Here is a 21,912-nt window from a genome sequence, read left to right on the forward strand (position 1 = left end):
GGTGAGTCACGGCTGGTCTTCAAGGCGGCGCAAGTCGACGGCGATGTCTGCCGCTGACTGGTAGCGATCCGCGGGCGCCTTCTTGAGCATGCGCTCGATCACCGCGACCAGCGCCTCGGGCGCGTCCTTGCGCAGCTTCTTCACGCTGGATGGCGCGCGCCGCGTGATGGCTTCGATGGTCTGAAAATAGGTCTCGCCCTCGAAAGGCAAACGTCCGGTGGTCATCTCGTAGAGGACGACGCCGAGCGAGAAGATGTCCGACAGGTGCGTGACCTCGCCGCGCCCCGACGCCTGCTCCGGCGACATGTAATTCACCGTACCAAGCAGCACGCCCGATTCCGTCAGTCGCGTCTTGCTGACCGCGCGGTTGAGCAGCGGGATGGGCTTGGCCAATCCGAAATCCAGCACCTTCACTTTGCCGCGCGGCGTGATCATCAAGTTCGATGCCTTGATGTCGCGATGAACGACGCCGTGCTCATGCGCTTCAAAGAGGGCGTCCGCGGCCTGCGCGCCGATGTCGCTGATCTCGTGCAAGCCGAGCGCGCCGCGCTCGATGCGCGCCGCCAGGGTCTCGCCGGCGACGTACTCCATGACGATGTAAGGGTTGCCGGCGGCCTCGCCGATCTCGTAGATCGTCGCGATGTTCGGGTGGTTCAATTGCGACGCCATGCGCGCCTCGCGTAGGAAGCGCTGCTTCATGGTCTCGTCTTCGATGTGCTTGGCGGCCAGCACCTTGATGGCCACAGGGCGGTGCAGGTCTGTGTCGTAGCCCTCGAAGATTTCGCCCATGCCGCCGGCGCCGAGCGACGAGCGAATGTCGAAGCGCCCGATGTGACCGTGAGCTTCGAGCAGCGGCGGCGCAATGACCTTTTCGGTCTTGCCGTCATGCACGGCGAGGGCGGCGCGATCCGTGTCTTTCAATTCGGTGGTGATGACGCGCGGGCGCGAGATGATCGTCTCAAACAGCGTCGAAAACAGTCGCGGCCCGCGCTCCTCTTCGATGAAGTAACCGGCGCGCTTCAAGTCTTCGTAAGCCTGCGCCTGCTCTTTGCCGACCTGCTCCTGCTCGGCGAATTCGCGCACGCAGCGGCGGTGGCTGTCGCTCATGTGATCCCAGATGAAGCGGAACTGGCCGCGCGATTCGTCGAGAAAGACCGCCTCGACCTCTTCGCGGTTGAGCTTGCCGTCGTTTTCGTCCAGGTAATCGAAGTAGGCCGAGCAGGCGATCTGCAAAAAGTAGGGGAAATAACCGGCAATATCCATGACGCGGCGGGCGTATCCGCCGAGCGGCAAGCCCGCCTCGGCTGACGGGCGGGTGATCAAGTCGGTCGCTTCTTTGCGCGTGAAGGCGCGCAGGAAGACGTTGGTGAAGATGTTGAAGAACGGCGAGTCGGCAATCAGCTGCGTATGACAAAGCTCTTGCAGGTCGCGCGCCGAGCTGGTCACATAAGCCACGTCATAGTTGTTGGCAATAGAGCGCAGGAAAGAATAGAACTCCAGGTCGAAGGCGCGGTTCGTGGTGATGGCGTCGAACTCGTCGAGCAGCACGATGAGCTTGCGCGAGCGGCGGCGGAAGCGTTCGAGCACGGCGCGCATCGCATCAAAGCTCGCCTCCTCGGCGGCGAGCGCGTCGTCGCCGGTCTCTTTGGCCATCAACTCGAAAAGCTCTTTGAAGAATTCGACCGGCGTGATGCGGCGCTTCTGTTGCAGATCGATGAAGGCGAAGACATACGCGTCCGGCTGATCGAGTTGGCGGGCGCGCACCTGTGGATGGTTGACGTAGTTTAAGAGCGACGACTTGCCGATCCTGCGTTCGCCGACCACCGAGATTGATTGCGGGCGCGAGGCGGTCAGGCGCGAGAAGATTTTCGACACCTCGCGGGTGCGCCCGAAGAACTGCGCCGGGTCTTTGATGGCAACGCGATTCAGGTACGGATTGCGCGACATGATTTATTCGCCTGTCGTAACGGTTGCCGCCGAGCCGAGCTGCTTGCCGATCTTTTCTTCCTGTTCGGGACAGGGCGGCCCGCCCACCTTGACCGAAGATAGAACGCGCTCCGACATGGACTGCGAAGCCTTGTCCGCCTGCTTATAGATGGTTGCGACGACCCAGGCTTGTTTGCCCTGGCTGAGGGCGATGCCGTTGAATTCCAGGGCAACGCCATTCTGTTTGTAGCTGCCCTTCAAGGGCGCTTGCGTTTCCGTACTCGGTTCGGTCGAGTAGGAAAAATCGGTTATTTGCGCGTTGATGATGATGCCTTTGACGACACCCTCGGCGAGAATCTTCGGATTGAGGAGGGTCGGCGCAGACACATGGGTAATGAGCACGCCGAAGCCTTTGCCGATACTGGAGTAGCCGTGGAGATAATAAATGTTGCGCGAAACATCTTCCGGCAGCGGCAGGTCCATTTTCTGAGGCTGCGCCCCTAACTCCAGCGACAAGCCACAGCCCTCGGGGCTATACCTTTTCGATTCGCCCGACTGCGCCGGCGGTTTTTGGTATCCGGTCGCTGCTGCCGCAATCCACATGACCGCGAGCAGCGCGAGTGTAAGTTTTTTCATATTGAATCCCGACTCGGTTTTGAAGCCAAAATCCAGTTTAAAGCGTTCTGACCTCTTTGACCACTTGCCAGATCGAATGCGAGCGGCGAATCCACAGGCGAAACAGATCGATCTTGAAACGAAAGCCGTCGGCGGCGTCTTTCTCTAACAGCTCGCGGCGGAACATCTCTTCAAGGGTCAGCCGGATGGTCGTCTCCGACAGATTCACCGGGTACTCGTTGGCGCGCACCGCCGCGCGCAAGTCCGCCGCCGGCGCGTAGTCGTTGCCATCCGGCAAGACTTCGGCAAGCAGCGACAGCACCAGCTTTTCGTCGTCCGACAAGCCGTCCCAACTGTAGATCATCTGCGGCAGCGGATTGTCAACGATCTCTTGAATGACGTGCGTCAGGTCGCCGAGCGTCACCCAGTTCTGCTCGTTCTCGTTCAAATAATCTACGGTGTTCTGGCAGATCACCTGCGTATAAAATGGCTGCCCGGCGGTCAGGCGATAGATCACCTCCATCACGCCGCGACCGTAGACGACGCGCTCGGCGACCGGCTCGCTGATCAACCGCCGCGTGTCGTTTTCAGACAAGAAGCCGACTTTGCGGAAAAGTGATCTTCGTAACAACTCGCGCCAGTACTTCTTATCGCGCTCTTCCAGGCGGCGCGAGCCGGTGAAGATCAGCGCCAGCCGTTCTTTGTTGTCCATCAAGCCGGCCAGAAACGTGAATAGCTCCGGCGACAGCTTGCCGTCGTCTACCTTGGCCTCCATCAATTCGTACTCGTCCATCAGCAACAGCAGGGTGCGGTCGCCGAGCGTTGCAAGCACCTCGTCAAGGAAATCGAGAAAGATCGGGTAAGGATTGCGCCCGTCGAATGACGGCACCCGGATGTCCGCGCCGCTCGCGCCTGGACTGCCGCTCGTTCCGGGGCTGCCGCTCGTCGAGCGCCCGGCGCTGCCGAGACTGGTGTCGCCCGAAAAGCTGGTCTCTGCCGCCGCGCTGCCCGCCGCCAGCGCCGCCGCGCGGCGGTTGGCGCGCCCGACGCATTCGGCGATCAGCCGCGCAATGCGCGCGAAGAATTCCGAGTCCGATGACACGACCATCTCTTGCAGATCAATAAAGACCGGGATGAAGCGCTCGCCCAATCGCCCGTTCAATACCTGGTAGAGGATCGAGCTTTTGCCGGCCCGCCGCTCGCCGCAGAAGACGATCAGCACGCCCTGGCTCGCGCCTTCGAGCTTGGTGCGCACGTAGCGGAAATCGTCTTCGCGGCCAAAGAACATCTTTTCGGTGCGGATGGGATTGCCGACGACGTAAGGGTTCGGCTCAATCGGCTGGAACAGGCGCAGGTGCTTGGGCAGCACGTACTCGCGCTCGCGCAGCCTGTGTGCCGTGAAAATGGCTCCCAGAGCCATCCCCAGCACGGCAATGGCGAGCGCGTAGAACCACCAGCGCTTCCAGAAAGGCGAGCCGACGCGCAGCCGTAGCCGCGCCGCCGCTTGCTGCGCGCCATAGAGGTCGCGGTTCAAGGCAATCAGCTCGAACAGGTGCGCGCCCTCGCTCAAGTTCGCCCGCGACACTTCGCGCTCGACGCCTTGCTGCACGGCCAGCACTTCCCATGCCGCCGCCTGGTCGTCGTCGGTCAGGCGATAGAGGTAGCGCACCTGGCCGCTGACGCTGACGGCGGCGAAATGAAAGGTCAGCTTATGCTGGCCGTAAGGCACGTGCACGAAGTCTGACTCGGCATCGGTCGGCAGATCGGTGCGCCCATCAACTTCGAGCCACAAGACGGTCGGCGGCGGAACCTTGACCGGGGTGTGGCGGATCGCGCCCTTATCCGTGGCAATCCAGATGTGGCCTTGCGTGTCTTCGGAGAATGAATTGACCCGGCTGCCGGTCACCGCAAAACTCTCACTCGGATAGACGGTCGAGACGAGGTAGCCGCCGATGGCCGCGAACTTTTTCACCTGGCCTTCATCTGTGCCGACGATGAGCGCGAACTTTTTCACCTGGCCTTCATCTGTGCCGACCCAGAGGAAGCCGTCGCGGTCAGTAAACATCGTGTTGGCGGCTTCGCCGTCGAAGGTCGAGAAGCTCGCGCCGCCGCCGTCGCGGCGGTTGCAGACCTGTATGCCGCCGCGCGTCGCCACCAACAGCCAGTCATTGAATCGCAGCGTCCAGCGCGCGTCGTTGTCGGCCAGTCCGCGCGACGTGTCGAACCATTCCGACTCGCCGGTCTGGGCTTCATAGCGCATCAGGCCGCGCGCCGTCGCAAACCACAGACTGCCGTCGCGGTCTTCAAAGACATGGCGCACGTCTGTGCCCGCCAGCTGGTCAATCGCCTGTGCCTCGCCGTCTTTAAACGCCGTCGCGCCGCGCGCCGTGGCAAAGACGACCATCGCGCCACCGGCGGCGCTGGTCACCCAGCGCGTGTTGTTCGAGGCCAGCTTGTTGCCTTCGTTGAACTGCATCAGCGTCTGGCCGCTCAGGCGGAACGCCCCCTGCTCGGTGGCCAGCCAGATGGCGCCCTGCTTATCAAAAGCGATGGCGCGGGCATTGATGTTGGCGCTCAATCGCTCGACCGCGGCGATGCGCTCGCCTTCAAGTCGCGACACCCCGGCGGCAGTCAGAAACCAGAGCTTGCCCGCCAGATTGGCGCCGAGACTGGCGGGCAATTCGACGACTGCCTGCACGTCATTGTCGGCCAGCCCGCGGCTGGTGGTGAAGCTGACAAAGCTGTAAAAGTCGGCGCTGACGACGCCGTTCTCGGTGGCGAACCAGACGGCGCCTTCGCGGCCCGTGTAGACCGCCGCGACATGGTCGCGCTCGACGAAGCTGAGCCGTTGTGATTCGCGGCGCTCGGTGTCATAAAGCAGCGCGCCGCCCTGCGAGAGCGCAAACCACATGCGGCGACGCTGATCTTGATGGATGGCGACCGCCGGCGGGCGCGCTTGCGAAGTGCCCGCGGCGGCGCGCAGCCCTTCGATGTCGAGGCGGCCCAGGCGGGCGCCATCATAAAACAACACGCCGGCATCGGTCGCCATCCAGACCGCGCCGCTGGCGTCAACGAAGATGGCTTGCGTCTCGCGCGCCGCATCGCCGCCGTTTGCGACAGGCGTTTCGTTGGCGGCGCGCTCGCCTGATTGTGGGCGCGCGGCGGGCCTGCGGGCGCCGCCCGCGTCGCGTCGCGGCGGCGGCTTGGCGGGCATTGGCTCGGCGGGCGGCGGCTCGGCATTGGCGCTGGCCGGGTGCGCCGTCAGCCATTGCGCGAACGGGCTGACGTGGTCGTTTTCGATGACCGCCGCGCCGGCGGCCGTCGCAATCCATAAGCGGCCGTTCTGGTCTTCGGCGACCTGCCGCGTGTCGTTCGACGGCAAGCCCTGCGATGTAGTGAAGGTCACATAGTCTTTGCCGTCGAATTTGACCAGGCCGTCGGCGGCGGCGATCCAGACGGTGCCGCGACTGTCAACGAAAATGCTGCGCACCTCGCGCCCGGCAAGCGCCGCGCCGTCGTCCGCGCCGCCTTTGGTGACGCGCCGTATGCCGTGCGGCGTGCCGAACCACATATAGCCGCGCCGGTCTTCGGCGATGGCGCGCACGTCTTCGCCGGCGACTTCGTCGTAAGGCGTGGCGGCAGCCGATGACGATTTGAAGTCGGTGCCGTTGAAGCGCGCAATGCCTTTGTCTGTGCCGAACCACATCCAGCCTTCGCTGTCCTGAAAGACCGCCTGCACGTTCTTTGACGGCAGGTTGGGCGGGCCATAGCGCGTCAGCGCTTTTTCGTTGATCGGGATGACCGGCGCGGCCTGTAGCTGAATCACCAGATCGGTGGTGATGCCGGGCGAGATGAACACATCGTTGCGATATTCTTCATAGCCGCGCAGCGTCGCGGTGATCTGATAAGCGCCCGGCGCCAGCCTGCCGAAATAAGCGTCGCCGGCTTCGTCTGTTCCCTTGCGCTCAGCGACCGCGCCGACCGCGCCGCGCTCCCTGGTGTAGAGGGTCACGCCGACGCCGCGCAGCGGTTGGCTGCCGACATCAACGACGGCGACGTGCAGCGAAGTCGGCGTCAGTTGAATGGGCGAGTTGATCGTTTCAGCGGGCTGAGTGATGGTGATATCGGTTACCGATTTGCGAAAGCGCGCCGCTTCAGCGGTCAAGCGGTAAGCGCCCGGCTTGAGGCCGCGAAACTCGAAGCGCCCATCGTCTTGCGTCAATTTCGAAGACGAATAGATCGGCGACGACAGCGTCACCTTTACATCGGCGACCGGCTGATTGCGGTCATCCTGAACGACGCCGAGGACGGCAGCGCCTTCGGGCTGCTGTGCGGCGCGGCTGTCGTCGAGGCCACGCAGCAAGGCGAAGGCCGCGAGCAGCGCCAGCGCGGCGGCGACCAGGCGTGCGAGCCTGGCCGCGGCATTGACTTGCGTGTGTGGTTTGCGTGTGATCACGGCGATGCCGGATGAGCAACACGAAAGCGGGAGTTGCTCTCACGGTCGAGTATACACGGCGGGCGATGGCCGGTTCAATGCAGAGGAATGGGCGGTCTTAGCCGACGAGCTGACCGGCCTTGCGCGCCTGCTTGCGGGCATACATCGCGCCGTCGGCCAGGTCAATGGCGCGCTCGATCTCGTCGGTCGCGGCGAAGGCTGCCAGGCCATGTGAAACGATCACCGGGGCGTCGGCTTCGGGCACATGGGCGAGGGCCAGTTGCACTTCAATGTCAGTGAGGCGACGGCGCGCTTCCAGCTCGTTGAGGTTGAAGAAGAGAATCAGAAACTCATCGCCGCCCCAGCGGAACAACAGGTCGTCGGCGCGAATCATCGAGCGCACGGTACGCGCCACGGCACGGATCGCCGCATCGCCCGCCGCGTGACCGTGCGAATCGTTAATCGGTTTCAGGTTGTCTATGTCGAGCACGACAACGCAGCCGCGCTGCGCCGCCCCCGGACCGCGCTGCCGGCCAATCAGCGAATAGAACGCATGACGGTTGAGCGCCTCGGTCAGCGGGTCAACTTGTGCTAGCCGCTCCAACTGCTCGTGGGCGCTGCGCAACTCGCGGTTGGCGGCTTCGACTTCGTGGCGGGCGCGCTCCATCACCAGCATCAGCGAGCCGAAGCCGAGCAGGGTTTCGAGAATCAGGTCGTAGATCGAAGTGTATTGCAGATACTTTCCGGGAATCGAGCCGTGAAAGAATTCGGCATAAGCGACGACCGGCACATAATGCATGAAGTCTGCCGCCAGCAACACCAGGGCGATGTTTACGGCGCTCAATCCCAGGCTGCGCCGCCCCCACAGCCGCGCCGGGCGCAGCGCGCGAAACGCCAGAGCAAACAACACCGCCAGTATGCCCGCGTGCGGCACGAAGGCGGCGCTGAAGCTGGTTGACAGCCGGGCCAGGCCGAACGATAAGCCGGCGCTTGCCGCGAGCCAGAGCCAGTGCGGCCGCGCCAGTCTGCCGCCCGTTGCATAGTTGTGGCAGCCGGCGATGAACAGAAATCCGAAAGCATATTCGCCCAGAAAATAGAGCGCGAAATAGATCGTCGCGAGCGACGGCGTGCGGAACCCCACCGCCAGTGAAATCAGCGCCACAGACATGCAGACCCAGGCGCTTGTCCAATAGTCGAGGAAGGGACGCCGAATCGAGCGCGACATGAAGAACGACAGGCAGGTGATCAGGACAATGCCGGCACATTGAATTGTCAGGCCGATAACGCTGAGGCTGTTTCCGTCCATCAAAAGCTCTTGCTTGCCCGAGGCACGCCGCCGCAAACCGGCCATCAGCCAATCGCAGTCGCGTAATCGAGATTCGAGAAACCTGGCGGCCAACGCCGTGTGTGTCTGTTAACCCGAGGGGCAGCCAATAAGTGTGATTAAGATAATAGCCGCCACTTGCGAAATCAATACTAATCCACAGCGGCGGGCAAACCCGACGCGGGGACACGGCGACGCGGCGACGCGGTGAGGGAAAAAGCAGACGCGGGGACACGGCGACGCGGTGAGGGAAAAAGACAGCGCTAACCGCTTGTCTTTCTTTCCCCGCGTCGCCGTGTCCCCGCGTCTCCGCGTCACTCTTCCCGCGTCGCCTTTGCCAGCTAGCTGCCGGCGATGTAGGGACGCGACTGCACGATGTAAAGCTGGCCGCCGGCGTAGACCCACTCGATGTCCTGATCGCGCCCGCCGAAGGCCCGCTTGATGGCCAGAGCGGCGCGCGCCAGCCGCCGCACCATGTCGTCCGTCAGCACGGCGCGGCGGGCTTCGATGCGCACTTCTTTGACGCCGCCGCCTTCGTCAAAGGCCAGCATGGTGTCTTCGTCCGAGCGCGTCAGCACTTGAATCGTCAGCGAGCGCGGGCGGTAGATGACCTGCTCGGCGACGCGCTTGCCCTCGACAACCTTGATGCCGAGCCCGCGCTTGGCATTGATGTAGACCGCGCCGCGATCCTGTGGGTCGAACGGATCAGTGGTGATGGCGACGCCGGCGCTGTCGGCATTGATGCCTTCCTGAATCAGCACCGCCGGGTAGACGCCGAAGTGATTCATGCCGAAGCTCTCGCGTGCCTCGTAGGCTTCATAATTCCACACCGAAGCCCAGACCGTTTTGATGGCTTCCATCAACTGCTCGTCTGTGCGCACGTTCGGCACCGTCGTGTAGAGACCGGCGCCGCTGAAGTTCGGCAGGTCTTCGGCGTTCGTCGAGCTGCGCGCAAAGAGCGGCTTGCCGGCGTATTCGCGGTGCGCTTTATTGAGCACGGCTTTCTTGAACGCCGGCATCGGCTGGCCGGCTTGAATCCAGCCGCGAATCTCGGCGAGCCGCGCCTTGCGATAGACCGGGTCGTGGACGAAGCGGTCTTCTTCGACCGCGGCAGCGATGCGCTCTTCGAGGCGGTTGGCGCGAATGAAATCCTGATAATAGCGAAAGGGAATCGTGAAGCCTGCCGGCACCATCACGCCGGCGCGGGCGTAGATCAACTCGCCGAGGTTCGCTGACTTCGCGCCGAAGCGAATGGCATCACGCGCCCGCTGATCGCGCAAGTCTGTTAGCTGGTCTTCGCTGAGATCGGCGCGCGGCGTCACCAGGTCTGTGCGCTTGATCCATTGGCGGTTGCGCTCGGTCACTTCACGGGCATCGGCAGGCGCCAGTTTGTAATCGTTCTCGCTGACGTCGAGGCGCACGTACTTGCCTTCGAGCTGCTTGAAGAGCCGGTCGGCGTTCTTGATGTGAGCGACCGGAATGCCCCAGGACTTGGCCAGCATGTTGACGTGCGACAGCGGCGACGCCGGCTCGGTGGTGATGATGCCTGAGAGCGGCGTCAGTTGCACCGGCACCTCTTTGAAGATGACGATCTGGTTGCGGTCAATGACGGTGTCGGGCGTCAGGTGATCGACGATGCGAAGCTGGCCGATGCCGCCGCCGAGGTTGAGCGGCTGATAGTCGCGGTTGCCGGCCATCTCTTGCGCCGTCAGCACCGGCAGTTGCGGCGCGGCCTCTTTGTTCAGCGCGGCGGCGACTTCTTCGTGCAAGCTGGAATTGGCCTTGAATGTGAGCGGCGCGTAAAACGACTGGCGCAAGGCCGCAAAGCTCGCGGCCAACAGCTCTCTGGTCAGATGGTCGCCTTCCCAGAACTCGAAGGTGAAGCGGTCGAGCGCCGGCTGGTAAGCGACGGTGCCGAGCAGAAAGCGGCGCTCGGCTTTCAGGTAGTTGTTCTCGTAAAACGCCCGCCCGCGCTCAAGCGACAGGTAGGTGGCGTTGACGAAATCCTTGTGAAAAGCGAAGCGCTTCGAGTTGACGTAATAGACGCGGTCGTGGTCGCGCCGATCAATGACGAACATCAGGTGTGGCAAGGCATAGAAGCGCCCGCGATAGTAGATGCGCGCCAGGCGGTCGAAATCATTGCGCGACGCAATGCGCCCAAGCGATTTGACTTCGCCGGCTGATGGACTGGCGTCAGGGTTTGCGCCCGCCGGCTGGCGCGCGGCCGCGCGCCGCGCGCCCTGCGGCAACACCTGGCTCGGGATGCAGGCGATGGCGAGCAGCGTTAACACAAGCGCACCGCCGCGGCGCTTCAGGGAAGAACCAGCGTGGCTGCGGAGAACTTCATTCATCCTGGGTGATTGGCACTTCATTGCTGACCGTTGCGGGTCGTTGCCGGGCGCGCTTTCTGGGACTGAGCCCCTCGCCTATCAGCCTGAAGATGACGCCACTATTTTGCGCGATGACTTTGACCCAGGCCCACTTGCCCATCTGCGGAAAGTAGATTCCGCGAAAGCACAGGCGCGCGATGAAGATGTTGATGCGGTGGCCGATGGGCTTGTCGTTCATTGAGGCCACGGCTTCCCCTATGGCCTTCGCGCTGTACGAGCTGGCCCACGCATGATTGACTTCGGCATGAGCCTGATCAATGGTCATTTTCAGCGGCGTGTGGGCCATATGGTAAGGCTTAAAATCGAGCCAGTGCTTTGGCCGCGTCAGTCGCCCGCCCACCTCAAGCCGCTTGTAGAGCGGGGTCGAAGGGAAGGGGATGAGCATACCAAAAACCGGCAGGCCGGCAGGCCAGTTGCGAATCTGCTCCAGCGTTCGCTCTGCCGCGCCGGGCTGGTCGTTGTCTAAGCCAAAGATGAAAGAGGTGATCGCATGAATGTCGCGCCGCGCCAGTCTTTCGAGCACGGCTCGATATTCATCCGGCTTATTGAACCCCTTGTTGGCAATCGCCAGGTTGGTCGCGTCTATGGACTCCATGCCGATGAAGATCCATTTGCCCCCTGATTCCGCGATCAGGTCAACAAGCTCCTCATCGCGCAACAGGTTGGCGCTGATCTGTGCGACCCAATAAACCTGCGCATTGGTGGCGATAATGTCGCGCAGCAGCGACTTGGTGCGCTTGATGTTGATGGCGAAATTATCATCAATGAAGAAGACCGCGATCTGCCCCCCCTCGCGACGGGCACGGGCTTTCAGTCGCAGCAACTCATCGACCACGCTTTCGTTTGACCGAAAGCGGATCGAATCACCGAAGAAACCGGTCACCGTGCAGAATTCGCAACCGTACGGACACCCGCGCCCGGATTCGACCGGGATCAGTCGAAAGCTCCCCCAGCCATTGCTGAAGCGTTTGAGCAGTGGGGCGAAGAATCGCGGCACCATGTTGAATTGATCCAGGTCCATGGATTCCCAGGGAATCGCCGGGTAAGGCTGGAGACTGGGCTTGCGCTCCTTGCCGTTCTCATCGGTCGGCGTGTAAACCTCTTTGAGCTCGCCGCGCATCGCGTCCTCGACGATCTTCGGCCACGTTTCATCGGCTTCACCGAGAGCCACCGCGTCGGCGTGGCGCGGGCCTCCATCTCTGCCCAGCGCCTCGTCCGGCACCTCTGTGACGTGTGGCCCACCCATGACAACCGGCACCCCGGCGGCACGGATCGCATCCGCCATGCGGTAGGCTTTGGCGATCATTCTGGTCATGGCGCCGATGCCGACCAGGTCGATCTTTTGTTCGCGCACAAAGCGGGCAATGCCTTCTTCATCCATCGGCTGGGCGTTGCCATCAATCAGTATCACTTCATGTTCGGGAGGGGTCAGCGCCTGGAGAAGAAACATCCAGAGATGCGGCATAAAATTGCGGGTTACTCCGTTATCGGGATTGAAAAGTAAGATTCGCATATCGGCCTTTCTTTGATTAACCACTGACTCGTAAACGTAGAGAGCGTAGACAGAAGCGTAGAGAGCATACACATTTGAGGGGGGCTATGCCAGGGCCGCGTGATAAACAGAGGCGCCGCGGGGTTTGCCCGCCGCCGCCCGACCGTCTATAATTTCCTACGCTCTACAGGGGAAAGAACGTTCAGCACGTCTTACGCTCGCTTCATAATGTCGCTGCTTTTTCAGCGCGAAGCATTGGATAGGGGTGTCAGCAAAGATGACCTTTAGCAGTATCGGCGACCGCGCCGCCCGGCTCCTCGCTATCGCTTTTGTCATTCAACTGGTTAACAGCTCATACTTGGCGGCCTATGCCAGCCCGACGCTGTTCTACTTCGGCAACATCGCGCTGCACATCCTGTTCGGCGGCGCGCTCGCCGTGGTCTTTGCCGGGTATGCCATCAAACGCTTCAAGGTCTTTTCCTGGCTGCTGCGCATCGCCACCGTCTTGCTGTTGGCGGGGGCTGCCTTTGGCGCTTACGTGACTAAGTATGGCGCGACGCGTCCCTACCGCTGGGCTTTGTACACCCACATCGCGCTTTCGGCGACCGGCTCGGTGTTGCTGCTCGTCGTGCTGCTGCGCCACCTGAGTCGCGTGTCGGCGACCCGAACGCGGACGATGATCTATGTCGTCATGGCGGCGCTGGTGTTTGTTTTCCCGTTCGCGACGACGGCTTACAATCGCTACGCGGGCGCTGACCGTTACAAGATCGTCAATCCGGCCCTGGTGCCGCTGATGATGGAAGAAGAGGGCGCCGGGCCATCAAAGCCCTTCTTCCCATCGAGCGCCGAAACCAATATCGGCGGCACGATTCCTTCGACCTTTTTCATGACGAGCAAGGATTGCGCTCGCTGCCATAAGGAGATTTACGAGCAGTGGAACTCGTCAGCGCACCACTTCGCGTCGTTCAATAACCAGTGGTATCGCAAATCCATCGAATACATGCAGGATGTCGTCGGCACGCAGCCGTCGAAATGGTGCGCCGGCTGTCACGATCACGCGGTCTTCTTCAATGGCCGCTTTGACCGCCCGATCAAAGAGCAGATCGAAACCCCCGAAGCGCAAAACGGCTTGGGCTGCACCTCCTGTCATTCCATCGTTCACGTCAAGAGCACGATGGGGCAGGCCGATTTCACCATCGAATACCCGCCGCTGCACGACCTCGCCGTCAGCGAGAACCCCATCTTGCAGTGGGCGCATGACAAGTTCTTACGGCTCGACCCCGAACCGCACAAGCAGACCTTCTTGAAGAGCTTTCACTCGGAACAGACGCCGGAATTCTGCTCGTCCTGCCACAAGGTGCATCTCGACATTCCCGTGAACAGCTATCGCTGGTTCCGCGGTTTCAACGACTATGACAACTGGCAGGCGTCGGGCGTGTCGGGGCAGGGGGCGCGCTCGTTTTATTACCCGGCGAAGCCGAGCAAATGCGCCGACTGTCACATGCCGCTGGTCGCCGCCGACGACCCGGCGTCAAAAGACGGCAAGATCCATTCGCATCGCTTCCCCGCGGCCAACACCGCGTTGCCTTACGTCAACGGCGACGCGGAGCAGTTGAAAGTCGTGCAGGATTTCCTGCGCGACGGGCAGATCTCTTTAGACATTTTCGGATTGTCGCGCGCCGCCGCGACCGCGCCGCAAGAAGTCAAGAAGAACGCCGGCGCTGATGAGCCGCAACTCTCCAGCACGTTTGCGGTCGGCGAAGAGAGCCTGAATTTCGGGGCGCAGCAGTCGGTCATCTCGACCCCGGTCGAAGTCATCGCGCCGCTCGATAAAGTTGACGCCGTCGTCAAGCGCGGCGAATCGGTCCGCCTCGACCTCGTCGTGCGCACCCGCAAAGTCGGCCACTTCTTCCCCGGCGGCACCGTTGACGCCTTTGATGTCTGGGTCGAGCTTGAAGCCGTTGATGACAAGGGCCGCGCGATCTTTCACAGCGGCTATTTGGAGAATGGCGACAAAGGGCCGGTCGAAGAAGGCGCGCACTTTTACCGTAGCCTGCAACTCGACGAGCACGGCAACCGCATCAACAAGCGCAACGCCTGGATGGCGCGCTCGGTCGCTTACGTCAGATTGATCCCACCGGGCGCGGCGGACACGATTCATTATCGGCTCAACGTCCCCGAAGACTGCGGCGATAAGATCATGCTCAAAGCGAAGGTCAACTATCGCAAGTTCAGCTGGTGGAACACGCAGTGGGCGTTTGCCGGCGTGCGCGACCCGAATCAGAAAGAGTTCGGCTTGTCGAAGAGCTACGACGACGGCCACTGGGTCTTTACCGGCGACACCTCGCAGGTGTCGGGCCAGATCAAAGCTATCCCCGACATCCCGATCACGGTGATGGCCACAGCCGAGGCGTCGCTGCGGGTCATTGCCAAGAACGCGCCGCTCCCTGATGTGAAGCCTTATCTCGACAAATCTGTGCGCGAGCGCTGGAACGATTACGGCATCGGTCTGCTGTTGCAGGGCGATTTGAAGGGCGCGGAAGCGGCATTCACGAAAGTCACAGAGATGGAGCCGGAGTACGCCGACGGCTGGGTCAACATCGCCCGCGGGCGCATACAGGAAGGCAACATGCAGGCGGCTGAAGAGGTCTTGCGCAAAGCCCTCGACGTCAACCCGATGCTGGCGAAATCGCATTTCTTCCTGGCCATGGCGATCCGCACGTTTGGGCGCTATGACGAGGCGCTCGAACATCTGCGCACGGCGGCGGCACAGTACCCGCGCGACCGCGTCGTCGTCAACCAGATCGGGCGCATCCTGTTTTTGAAGCGGCAATACAATGACGCCATCGCCGAGTTTCAAAAGGTCTTGCTGATCGACCCCGAAGACTTGCAGGCGCATTACAACCTGATGCTCTGCTATCAGGGGTTGGGCAATGCCGAGATGGCCGGGCGCGAGCAGACGCTTTACCGGCGCTTCAAAGCCGATGAAGCATCGCAAGCCATCACCGGCCCCTATCGTCAGTTGCACCCGGCGGACAACAACGAGCGCCAGCAGATTCACGAGCATGTGTCTGGGTCAATGGTTAATTCGCCGAAGGCCGCGCCGCGCGGTCAGCCCGGCTTCACGGCCCAGGGGCGCAGACGCAAGGGCCGCGTCAACGCGCAGTCGAAATGAGCCTGATCTCTTATCGGAGTTTTAATTCGAAGGTGATTGTGATGCAGAAAAGATTCATCGTTTCCGTCCTCATTCTTCTCGTAAGCATTCTGCCGCTCGCCGGCTGCGTGCAGACGCCATCGGCGGACGACACGGCGGGCACGGCTGAAGCCAAGAAAGCCGCCGCCGAGCGCGCCGCCGACCCGGCGGCGGCGGCGGCGGCGCAGGTGCAAGCGCCCGCGCCGACCGAAGCCCCGCGCTATAGCGGGCCGATTCAGTTCAGCGACGTGACGAATCAAGCCGGCATTCACTTCAAGCACAATAGCGGCGCGTACGGCAAACACTACTTGCCGGAAACCGTCGGGTCGGGCTGCGCCTTTCTCGATTATGACAACGACGGCTGGCAAGATGTGCTGCTCGTCAACTCGACGAACTGGCCCGATCACAAAGGCGCGAAATCTTTCCCGGCGCTCTATCACAACAACCGCAACGGCACCTTCACCGATGTCACCAAAGACGTGGGCCTTGCGGTCGAGCTGTATGGGTTGGGCTGCGCGGTTGCCGATTATGACAACGACGGCAACCCGGACATCTATATCACCTGCCTCGGCGGCAACCACCTGTTCCACAATGCCGGCAATGGCAAGTTCGTTGATGTGACCGCGAAGGCCGGCGTCGGCAACAACGGCTTTTCGACGAGCGCGACGTGGTTTGATTACGACAAAGACGGCAAGCTCGACCTCTTCGTCTGCAACTACGTCGAGTGGTCAATCGAGAAAGACCTCTTCTGCACGCTCGATGGCAAGAACAAATCCTACTGCACGCCAGAAAGCTACAAAGGTCAGAGTGCCGTGCTCTATCACAACCGCGGCGACGGCAGCTTTGAAGACGTGACCGAGCGCGCCGGCCTGAAAGACCCGACCTCGAAATCGCTTGGCGTCGTGACCTTCGATTATGACAACGACGGCTGGACGGATCTGTTTGTCGCCAACGACACACAGCCGAACAAGCTCTACCGCAACAACGGCAATGGCACCTTCACCGATAACGCCATGACGGCCGGCGTCGCCTTCAGCGAAGAGGGCAAAGCGCGCGCCGGCATGGGCTCGGACGCGGCGGATTATGACGGCTCGGGCCGCCAGAGCTTGATCATCGGCAACTTCTCGAACGAGATGATGGCGCTCTATCACAACGAAGGCACCGGCCTGTTCATCGATGAAGCGCCGACTTCGACCATCGGCCAGGCGTCGCTGCTGACGTTGTCGTTCGCCTGCTTCTTCTTCGATTATGACCTCGACGGCTTGCCTGACATTTTTGCCGCCAACGGCCATGTCTCCGACGACATCAACACCGTGCAGCCGAAGGTGAAGTACGCCGAGCCGCCGCACCTGTTCCGCAACCTCGGCAAGAAGAAGTTCGAAGAAGTCGGCGATAAAGTCGGACGCGCCATGCAGCAAGCGCTGGTGGCGCGCGGCGCGGCTTACGGCGACTTTGACAACGACGGCGACCTCGACGTGTTGATCTCGACCAACAACGGCGCGCCGCACCTGCTGCGCAATGACGGCGGCAATCAAAACAACCTGCTGCGCATCAAGACCGTCGGCACCGCGTCGAATCACGACGGCATCGGCGCGAAAGTGACGTTGAAGTTTGCTGACCAGCGCAAGCTCTGGGGCATGGTGAAGACCGGGTCAAGCTACTGCTCGCAGAGCGAGTTGCCGCTGACGTTCGGCCTGGGCAAAGCCGACAAGGTGGCGAGCGTCGAGATCAGCTGGCCGAGCGGGCGCGTTGACACGCTAACAGACGTTGCCGCCAACCAGACGATCACTGTGCAGGAAGGCAAAGGGCAGGTCGCGGCGCAGCCCGTCATGTTTGCCACGCCTTAGGTCTGAGAGCCATTCAATTCTCAATGTTGAGGATGGGAAATTAAACACGGAGACACGGAGGCACGGAGGCACGGAGAAATCCTCTGTGTTCCCGTGTCTCCGTGCCTCCGTGTCTCTGTGTTTTTCTTTCATCCCTGTTTCGCAGAACGGAATGGCCGTGTCGCAGGCCGCGGGTTACCCATCGCGCGAACGGGCTACAGCTTTATCCGAACGCTCTGCTATAATCGCAGGTATGAAAAGCGTAGAGTCATTCATGAGTCGTACGCTAAGCGTGCCACTGGCTATTGTCCTATGCCTCTTGCTCGCACCTGCCGCAGCGGCGCAGAGCCGACAAAAAGCTAACGCGAAAGCCAATGCGCCGACGCCTCCGAAAGCGACCGCGCCCGCTTCGCAAGCTTCCCGCACCGATACGGACGCGTCCTTGCCCGATCTGGAAATCAAGGCCAACGTCACGGTGCGTGAGTTGAAGTTCGAGCAGGTCGGCAATGCTAAAGTCGAGTTCCCCGGCAAGCCAGAGCGCGTCACGGTTAACGAAGCCGAGCGCCAGAACCTGCCGCGTCCCGTACAGCCCGGTGTCACCTACCGCGACATCGGCGTGCGGCTGGTGATTACCAGCGCCTTCGCCGACATTGATCGCATCGTCTCTGAAGCGCTGGGCGAAACTCAAGCGCCCAAAGAGCAGGTCGAGAAGAAGCCTGCCGACGCGAAACCGCCACAGGAGAACCTTCCACCGAAAACTCCCCCCCAGAAGTCAAGCCGCAAGCCTTGAGGGAGGAGCCAGTCAGTGAAAGGACAATCGCCGATTCTCTTCGTTCTTCTGATGATCGCGGTGGCCGCGCCGGCGTTCGCGCAAACTGGCAGAAAGCCGGCGGCGGACCGTCCGCCATCAACGCAAGCGCCCGACGCCGCGCCACAGGCGAGCGCCGACGAAACCTTCGACCTGGACATTCCTGAGCGCCAGATCACGCGAAGCCATTACACGGCTTCGACCGCCGTCGCCATTCAGAGCGCGGCGGCTCAGGGCTTGAGCCTGCAAGTCGGCGTCGCCGTCAGCGCCGCAAACATCGATGTGCGCATGCACAACGTCAGTGGGCACGTCCGCTTCAAGGCGACGCTCGAGCCGGTGCTGGCGCGCATTCGTTCACGCCCTGCGCCTGCGGTGATTCGCTGAAGTCACGCCTGATTTTCGTGGGACGCTCTAGAGATATTGCTTCTTTGAAGTTTGGCGGAAGCATTCCGAACTCTCCACATTGATACTTATGGAGGAGAGGACTCGTGAAAAGCTTTATTCACCTCAGCCTTGCCCTGATGTTATTGTCGCTGGCCGGCGCGGCCCGCGCCCAGAGCAGCAACACCAGCCGACCGCCGACAGACACATCGGTCACCACTCGCTCGACCACAGACCCACAGGGCGACCCCACATCCCAGCAAACTCGGCCGCCGCAGCAGCGCCCGGGCGTGCAGCCGGTGACGCCCGTGCGCCCGCTTTCCGAAGAAGACCGTCAACGGCAACAGGCCGCCAGCCAGCGGCGGCAGCGCGAAGCCGCCACCGGCGACCCTGACGTGTTGCTCGACGTGCCGAACGTTTCGGTCGAAGCGATCAACCTCGAAGTTGACAACCTGCGCGCCCACCTGTCGTTGGACGCGCGACTGGCCAACCTGCTGCAACTGACCGCGGGCGTAGATGTCGGCATAGATAAGGTCAAGCTCGACATCAAAGGTGTGCGCGCCGAAGCGCTGCTCAAAGTCCGCTTAGACAACGTCGCCGCCATCATTGACCGCACGCTGACGACCATTGACCGCAACCCGCAGATTCTCGAACGCCTGCTGCAAAGCGTCGACAAAGCCGTCGGCACAGTGGGCGGCGTCGCCAACACGGCGTTGCAGCCCGGCGGCGTCGTCGATAAGACGGTCGGCACGGTCGGCCAGACCTTGAACAACGTCACGCAGCCGGGCGGGCTGCTGTCGCAGACGGTGAACACGTTGGGTCAGACCGTGCAGCGCACGCTCGACACCACCGGCAACCTGCTGGAGCGGACGCTCGACACCACAGGGAAGGTAGTGAACGAACGGACGCTCGGCAGCGTCACTGACCTCGGCCTGACCGTGTTGCGCGAAACCACCAACACGGCGGGACAGACCGTGCGCCAGCTCAGAGACACATCAGGCGCTGTCTTTGAAATAACCCTCGATCAGGCAGGCAAGATCATCAACACGCGGGTGCTGCAACAGGCGACGACCCGCAGGTGAGCGCGACGCTGAGGAGTGGCGCGGCGACGCGGAGGAGTGACGCGGGGACGCGGCGACACGGCGACACGGTGAGGGAAAGACAGAGAGACTGACTGCTTGTCTTCCTTTCCCCGCGTCGCCGCGTCGCCGTGTCGCCGCGTCGTTTCCCTCAGTGGCTCTGTCAGCGTATGATAGCGCCTATGGACTATCCGGCAGACTTGCAGCAAAAGTTCGAGGTGGCGTTCGGTGTTCCGCCACGAGTGTTCCGTGCGCCGGGGCGGGTCAACCTGATCGGCGAGCATACCGATTACAACGATGGCTTTGTCATGCCGGCGGCGATTGATCTGTCCACATATGTCGCCATTGCGCCGCGCGACGACCGTTCGCTGCTCATCGCTTCGGAAGGTTTTGATGATGCCGCCGAGCTCAATCTTGATCGCTACCCGCCACACGGCAACGGCCACTGGAGCGATTATGTGCGCGGCGTCGCCGTCGAGCTGCTCCAAGCCGGATTCGAACTGCGCGGCGCCAGCCTGCTGATCGCCAGTACGCTACCGGCCGGCTCGGGCCTGAGTTCATCAGCGGCGGTCGAAGTCGCCTCGGCGCTGGCGCTGCTCAGTGTAGCCGGCGCTACGCTGGACCGCGTGCCGCTCGCCCAGCTCTGCCAGCGCGCCGAGAACGAATATGTCGGCGCGCGCGTCGGTATTATGGATCAATTCGCCTCGGCGAACGGGCAGGCCAACCACGCGCTGATGCTCGACTGCCGCTCGCTGGCTTTCCGCTTGTTGCCGCTTCCCGACCACATCCGTCTGGTCATCGCCAACACCATGGTCAAACATTCGATTGCCGGCGGCGAATACAACGCCCGCCGCGCCGAGTGCGAAACCGCCGTGCGCTTGCTGTCGCGACACCTCCCCGGCATCCGCGCCCTGCGCGACGTGACCCTGGCGGAGGTCGAGCGCTATCGTCACGACCTGCCGGATACGGTTTATCATCGCGCCCGCCACGTCACCGGCGAAGATGAGCGCGTCGAGCGCGCCGCCGATGCGCTCGTCTTCGGAGACCTCGCCGCCTTCGGCCAGTTGATGCGCCAGTCGCATCTCAGCCTGCGCGACGATTACGAAGTGAGCTGCGCGGAGCTGGACGTGATGGTCGAGATCGCTGAAAAGCTGCCGGGCGTCTACGGCGCGCGCATGACCGGCGGCGGCTTCGGCGGCTGCACGGTGAATCTGGTCGAAGCCGATGCGGTCGAAACCGTAACCACGGAACTGGCGGCGCGCTATGAGAAAGCGACCGGCCGCGCGCCGCAAATTTACGTCTGCGCCGCCGCCAACGGGGCTGAAGAAGTTACAGGAGAAAGGAACGCTTAAACGATGAAAAGCCTTTTACGCATTCGCTTGCCGCTCACCATCATGGCCATGGCCATCTGTGTCACGGCAGCGCGCGGTCAGAACGTCATTGCGAATCTGCCCGAATCCGACGGCGTCGTGGCGGTCAATATGCGCCGCATCGTCAACGAGACTTTGCCGCGCGTGCTGAGCGCCGAGCAGATGAGCCAGGTGCAAGCCGCGCTCGCCAAGGCCAAGCAGGTCGCCGGCTTCGACATTGCCAACATCGAAACGGCGGTCGTCGGCTTGCGGCTCAACCGCGGCAAGCTGATGTCTGTGCCGAGCATGCTGCTGGTGATGCGCGGCTCGTTCAATGCCGACGCGCTGGTGTCGCTGCTGAAGGTCGGGCTGGCGGGCAAGAGCCGCGACGAAAAATACGCCAACAAAACACTGACCTTGTTAAAGCTGAGCGACTTGATGAAAGGCAGCCCGCCGTCGGCTACCGAGCTGGCCGTCGTTGCGCTCGACGGCGGCACGCTGGCCGCGGGCGCGACGGCTTACGTCAAGGCGGCGCTCGACCCGGACAACGGCAAGAACCGCATCAAGCCGGAGCTGGTCCAACTGGTCGGACGCGAGCCTGACGCTTTGATCCGCCTCGCCGCGCTGGTGCCACAGGGGGTACTCGCTGGCCTGCTGCCGCACGACGCGCAGGGCAGCGAAGAGATCGGGCGGCTCGTCGGCAGCATCGAGCAGGTTTATGTCGGCTTGAGCATGGACGCGCAGGCGTTTCCGCTCTCAGTGATGCTGAAGATGAACACGGCAGAAAATGCCCATGCCATCGCCGGACTTTTGCAAACCATCGCGCAGTTCGGCGCAAACGTCACCGACAAGAACATCAAGCCGATCATTGACGCCCTGAAGATCACTTCGGAAGGAACCGAAGTCCAGGTGCGTACGGTGCTGCCACAAGACTTGATCGGGTCATTCTTGCGCGGCCTGTTGTCGCCCGCAAAACCCGCGGAACCGAAGAAACAGTGAAAAGAAGGAAGTCAGGAGCCAGGAGCCAGGAGTCAGAATAAAAACCGGAGGCGGAGCCGACTTCCTCTCTGTCTTCTGACTCCTGACTCCTGACT

13 protein-coding genes are annotated in these 21,912 nt (G+C 62.1%); 7 read left to right on the forward strand and 6 right to left on the reverse strand.

Features of this window, described 5'->3' with window-relative positions:
* Positions 1-6 precede the first annotated feature (6 nt).
* The 6 genes from VJ464_24450 to VJ464_24475 all read right to left on the reverse strand — a co-directional run bounded on the left by VJ464_24450 (position 7) and on the right by VJ464_24475 (position 12,203).
* On the reverse strand, positions 7-1,947 hold the full coding sequence (locus tag VJ464_24450; protein HKQ08298.1) for a protein kinase: 1,941 nt from the start codon (positions 1,945-1,947) through the stop codon (positions 7-9).
* 3 nt (positions 1,948-1,950) lie between these two features.
* The gene (locus VJ464_24455; GenBank protein ID HKQ08299.1) at positions 1,951-2,562 is read right to left on the reverse strand and encodes a hypothetical protein; all 612 of its coding nucleotides are present in this window, start codon (positions 2,560-2,562) and stop codon (positions 1,951-1,953) included.
* 37 nt (positions 2,563-2,599) lie between these two features.
* The gene (locus tag VJ464_24460) at positions 2,600-6,997 is read right to left on the reverse strand and encodes a two-component regulator propeller domain-containing protein (protein ID HKQ08300.1); all 4,398 of its coding nucleotides are present in this window, start codon (positions 6,995-6,997) and stop codon (positions 2,600-2,602) included.
* A 97-nt stretch (positions 6,998-7,094) separates the two neighbouring features.
* The gene (locus tag VJ464_24465; GenBank protein HKQ08301.1) at positions 7,095-8,282 is read right to left on the reverse strand and encodes a GGDEF domain-containing protein; all 1,188 of its coding nucleotides are present in this window, start codon (positions 8,280-8,282) and stop codon (positions 7,095-7,097) included.
* A gap of 359 nt (positions 8,283-8,641) precedes the next feature.
* A complete protein-coding gene (locus tag VJ464_24470) occupies positions 8,642-10,591 on the reverse strand; it encodes a PEP/pyruvate-binding domain-containing protein (GenBank protein HKQ08302.1) in 1,950 nt (649 codons plus the stop codon).
* Between the two features lie 52 nt (positions 10,592-10,643).
* Positions 10,644-12,203 carry a radical SAM protein gene (locus VJ464_24475; GenBank protein HKQ08303.1) on the reverse strand — a complete coding sequence of 520 codons (1,560 nt, stop codon included), beginning with the start codon at positions 12,201-12,203 and terminating at the stop codon, positions 10,644-10,646.
* Positions 12,204-12,459: 256 nt separating this feature from the next.
* On the opposite strand from VJ464_24475, the gene VJ464_24480 reads away from it, so the two are divergent.
* From VJ464_24480 to VJ464_24510, 7 genes are all read left to right on the forward strand, one after another.
* Complete coding sequence (locus VJ464_24480) at positions 12,460-15,357, forward strand: tetratricopeptide repeat protein (protein ID HKQ08304.1); 2,898 nt, start codon at positions 12,460-12,462, stop codon at positions 15,355-15,357.
* 41 nt (positions 15,358-15,398) lie between these two features.
* Entirely contained in the window at positions 15,399-17,222 is a 1,824-nt protein-coding gene (locus VJ464_24485) for a CRTAC1 family protein (protein HKQ08305.1), read from the forward strand.
* A 253-nt stretch (positions 17,223-17,475) separates the two neighbouring features.
* Positions 17,476-17,991, forward strand: coding sequence for a hypothetical protein (locus VJ464_24490; protein ID HKQ08306.1), 516 nt, complete (start codon positions 17,476-17,478; stop codon positions 17,989-17,991).
* Between the two features lie 15 nt (positions 17,992-18,006).
* Positions 18,007-18,393, forward strand: a complete 387-nt coding sequence (locus tag VJ464_24495; protein HKQ08307.1) for a hypothetical protein — start codon at positions 18,007-18,009, stop codon at positions 18,391-18,393.
* Positions 18,394-18,497: 104 nt separating this feature from the next.
* Positions 18,498-19,472 (forward strand): hypothetical protein, encoded by a 975-nt coding sequence (locus tag VJ464_24500; GenBank protein HKQ08308.1) that lies wholly within the window; start codon positions 18,498-18,500, stop codon positions 19,470-19,472.
* Between the two features lie 179 nt (positions 19,473-19,651).
* Positions 19,652-20,821, forward strand: coding sequence for a galactokinase (locus VJ464_24505; protein HKQ08309.1), 1,170 nt, complete (start codon positions 19,652-19,654; stop codon positions 20,819-20,821).
* A 3-nt stretch (positions 20,822-20,824) separates the two neighbouring features.
* Positions 20,825-21,817: a hypothetical protein gene (locus tag VJ464_24510; GenBank protein HKQ08310.1), complete on the forward strand. Its 993-nt coding sequence runs from the start codon at positions 20,825-20,827 to the stop codon at positions 21,815-21,817.
* Positions 21,818-21,912: the final 95 nt, after the last annotated feature.

This window comes from Blastocatellia bacterium (genome assembly GCA_035275065.1).
In the GTDB taxonomy this organism is placed as follows: domain Bacteria; phylum Acidobacteriota; class Blastocatellia; order UBA7656; family UBA7656; genus DATENM01.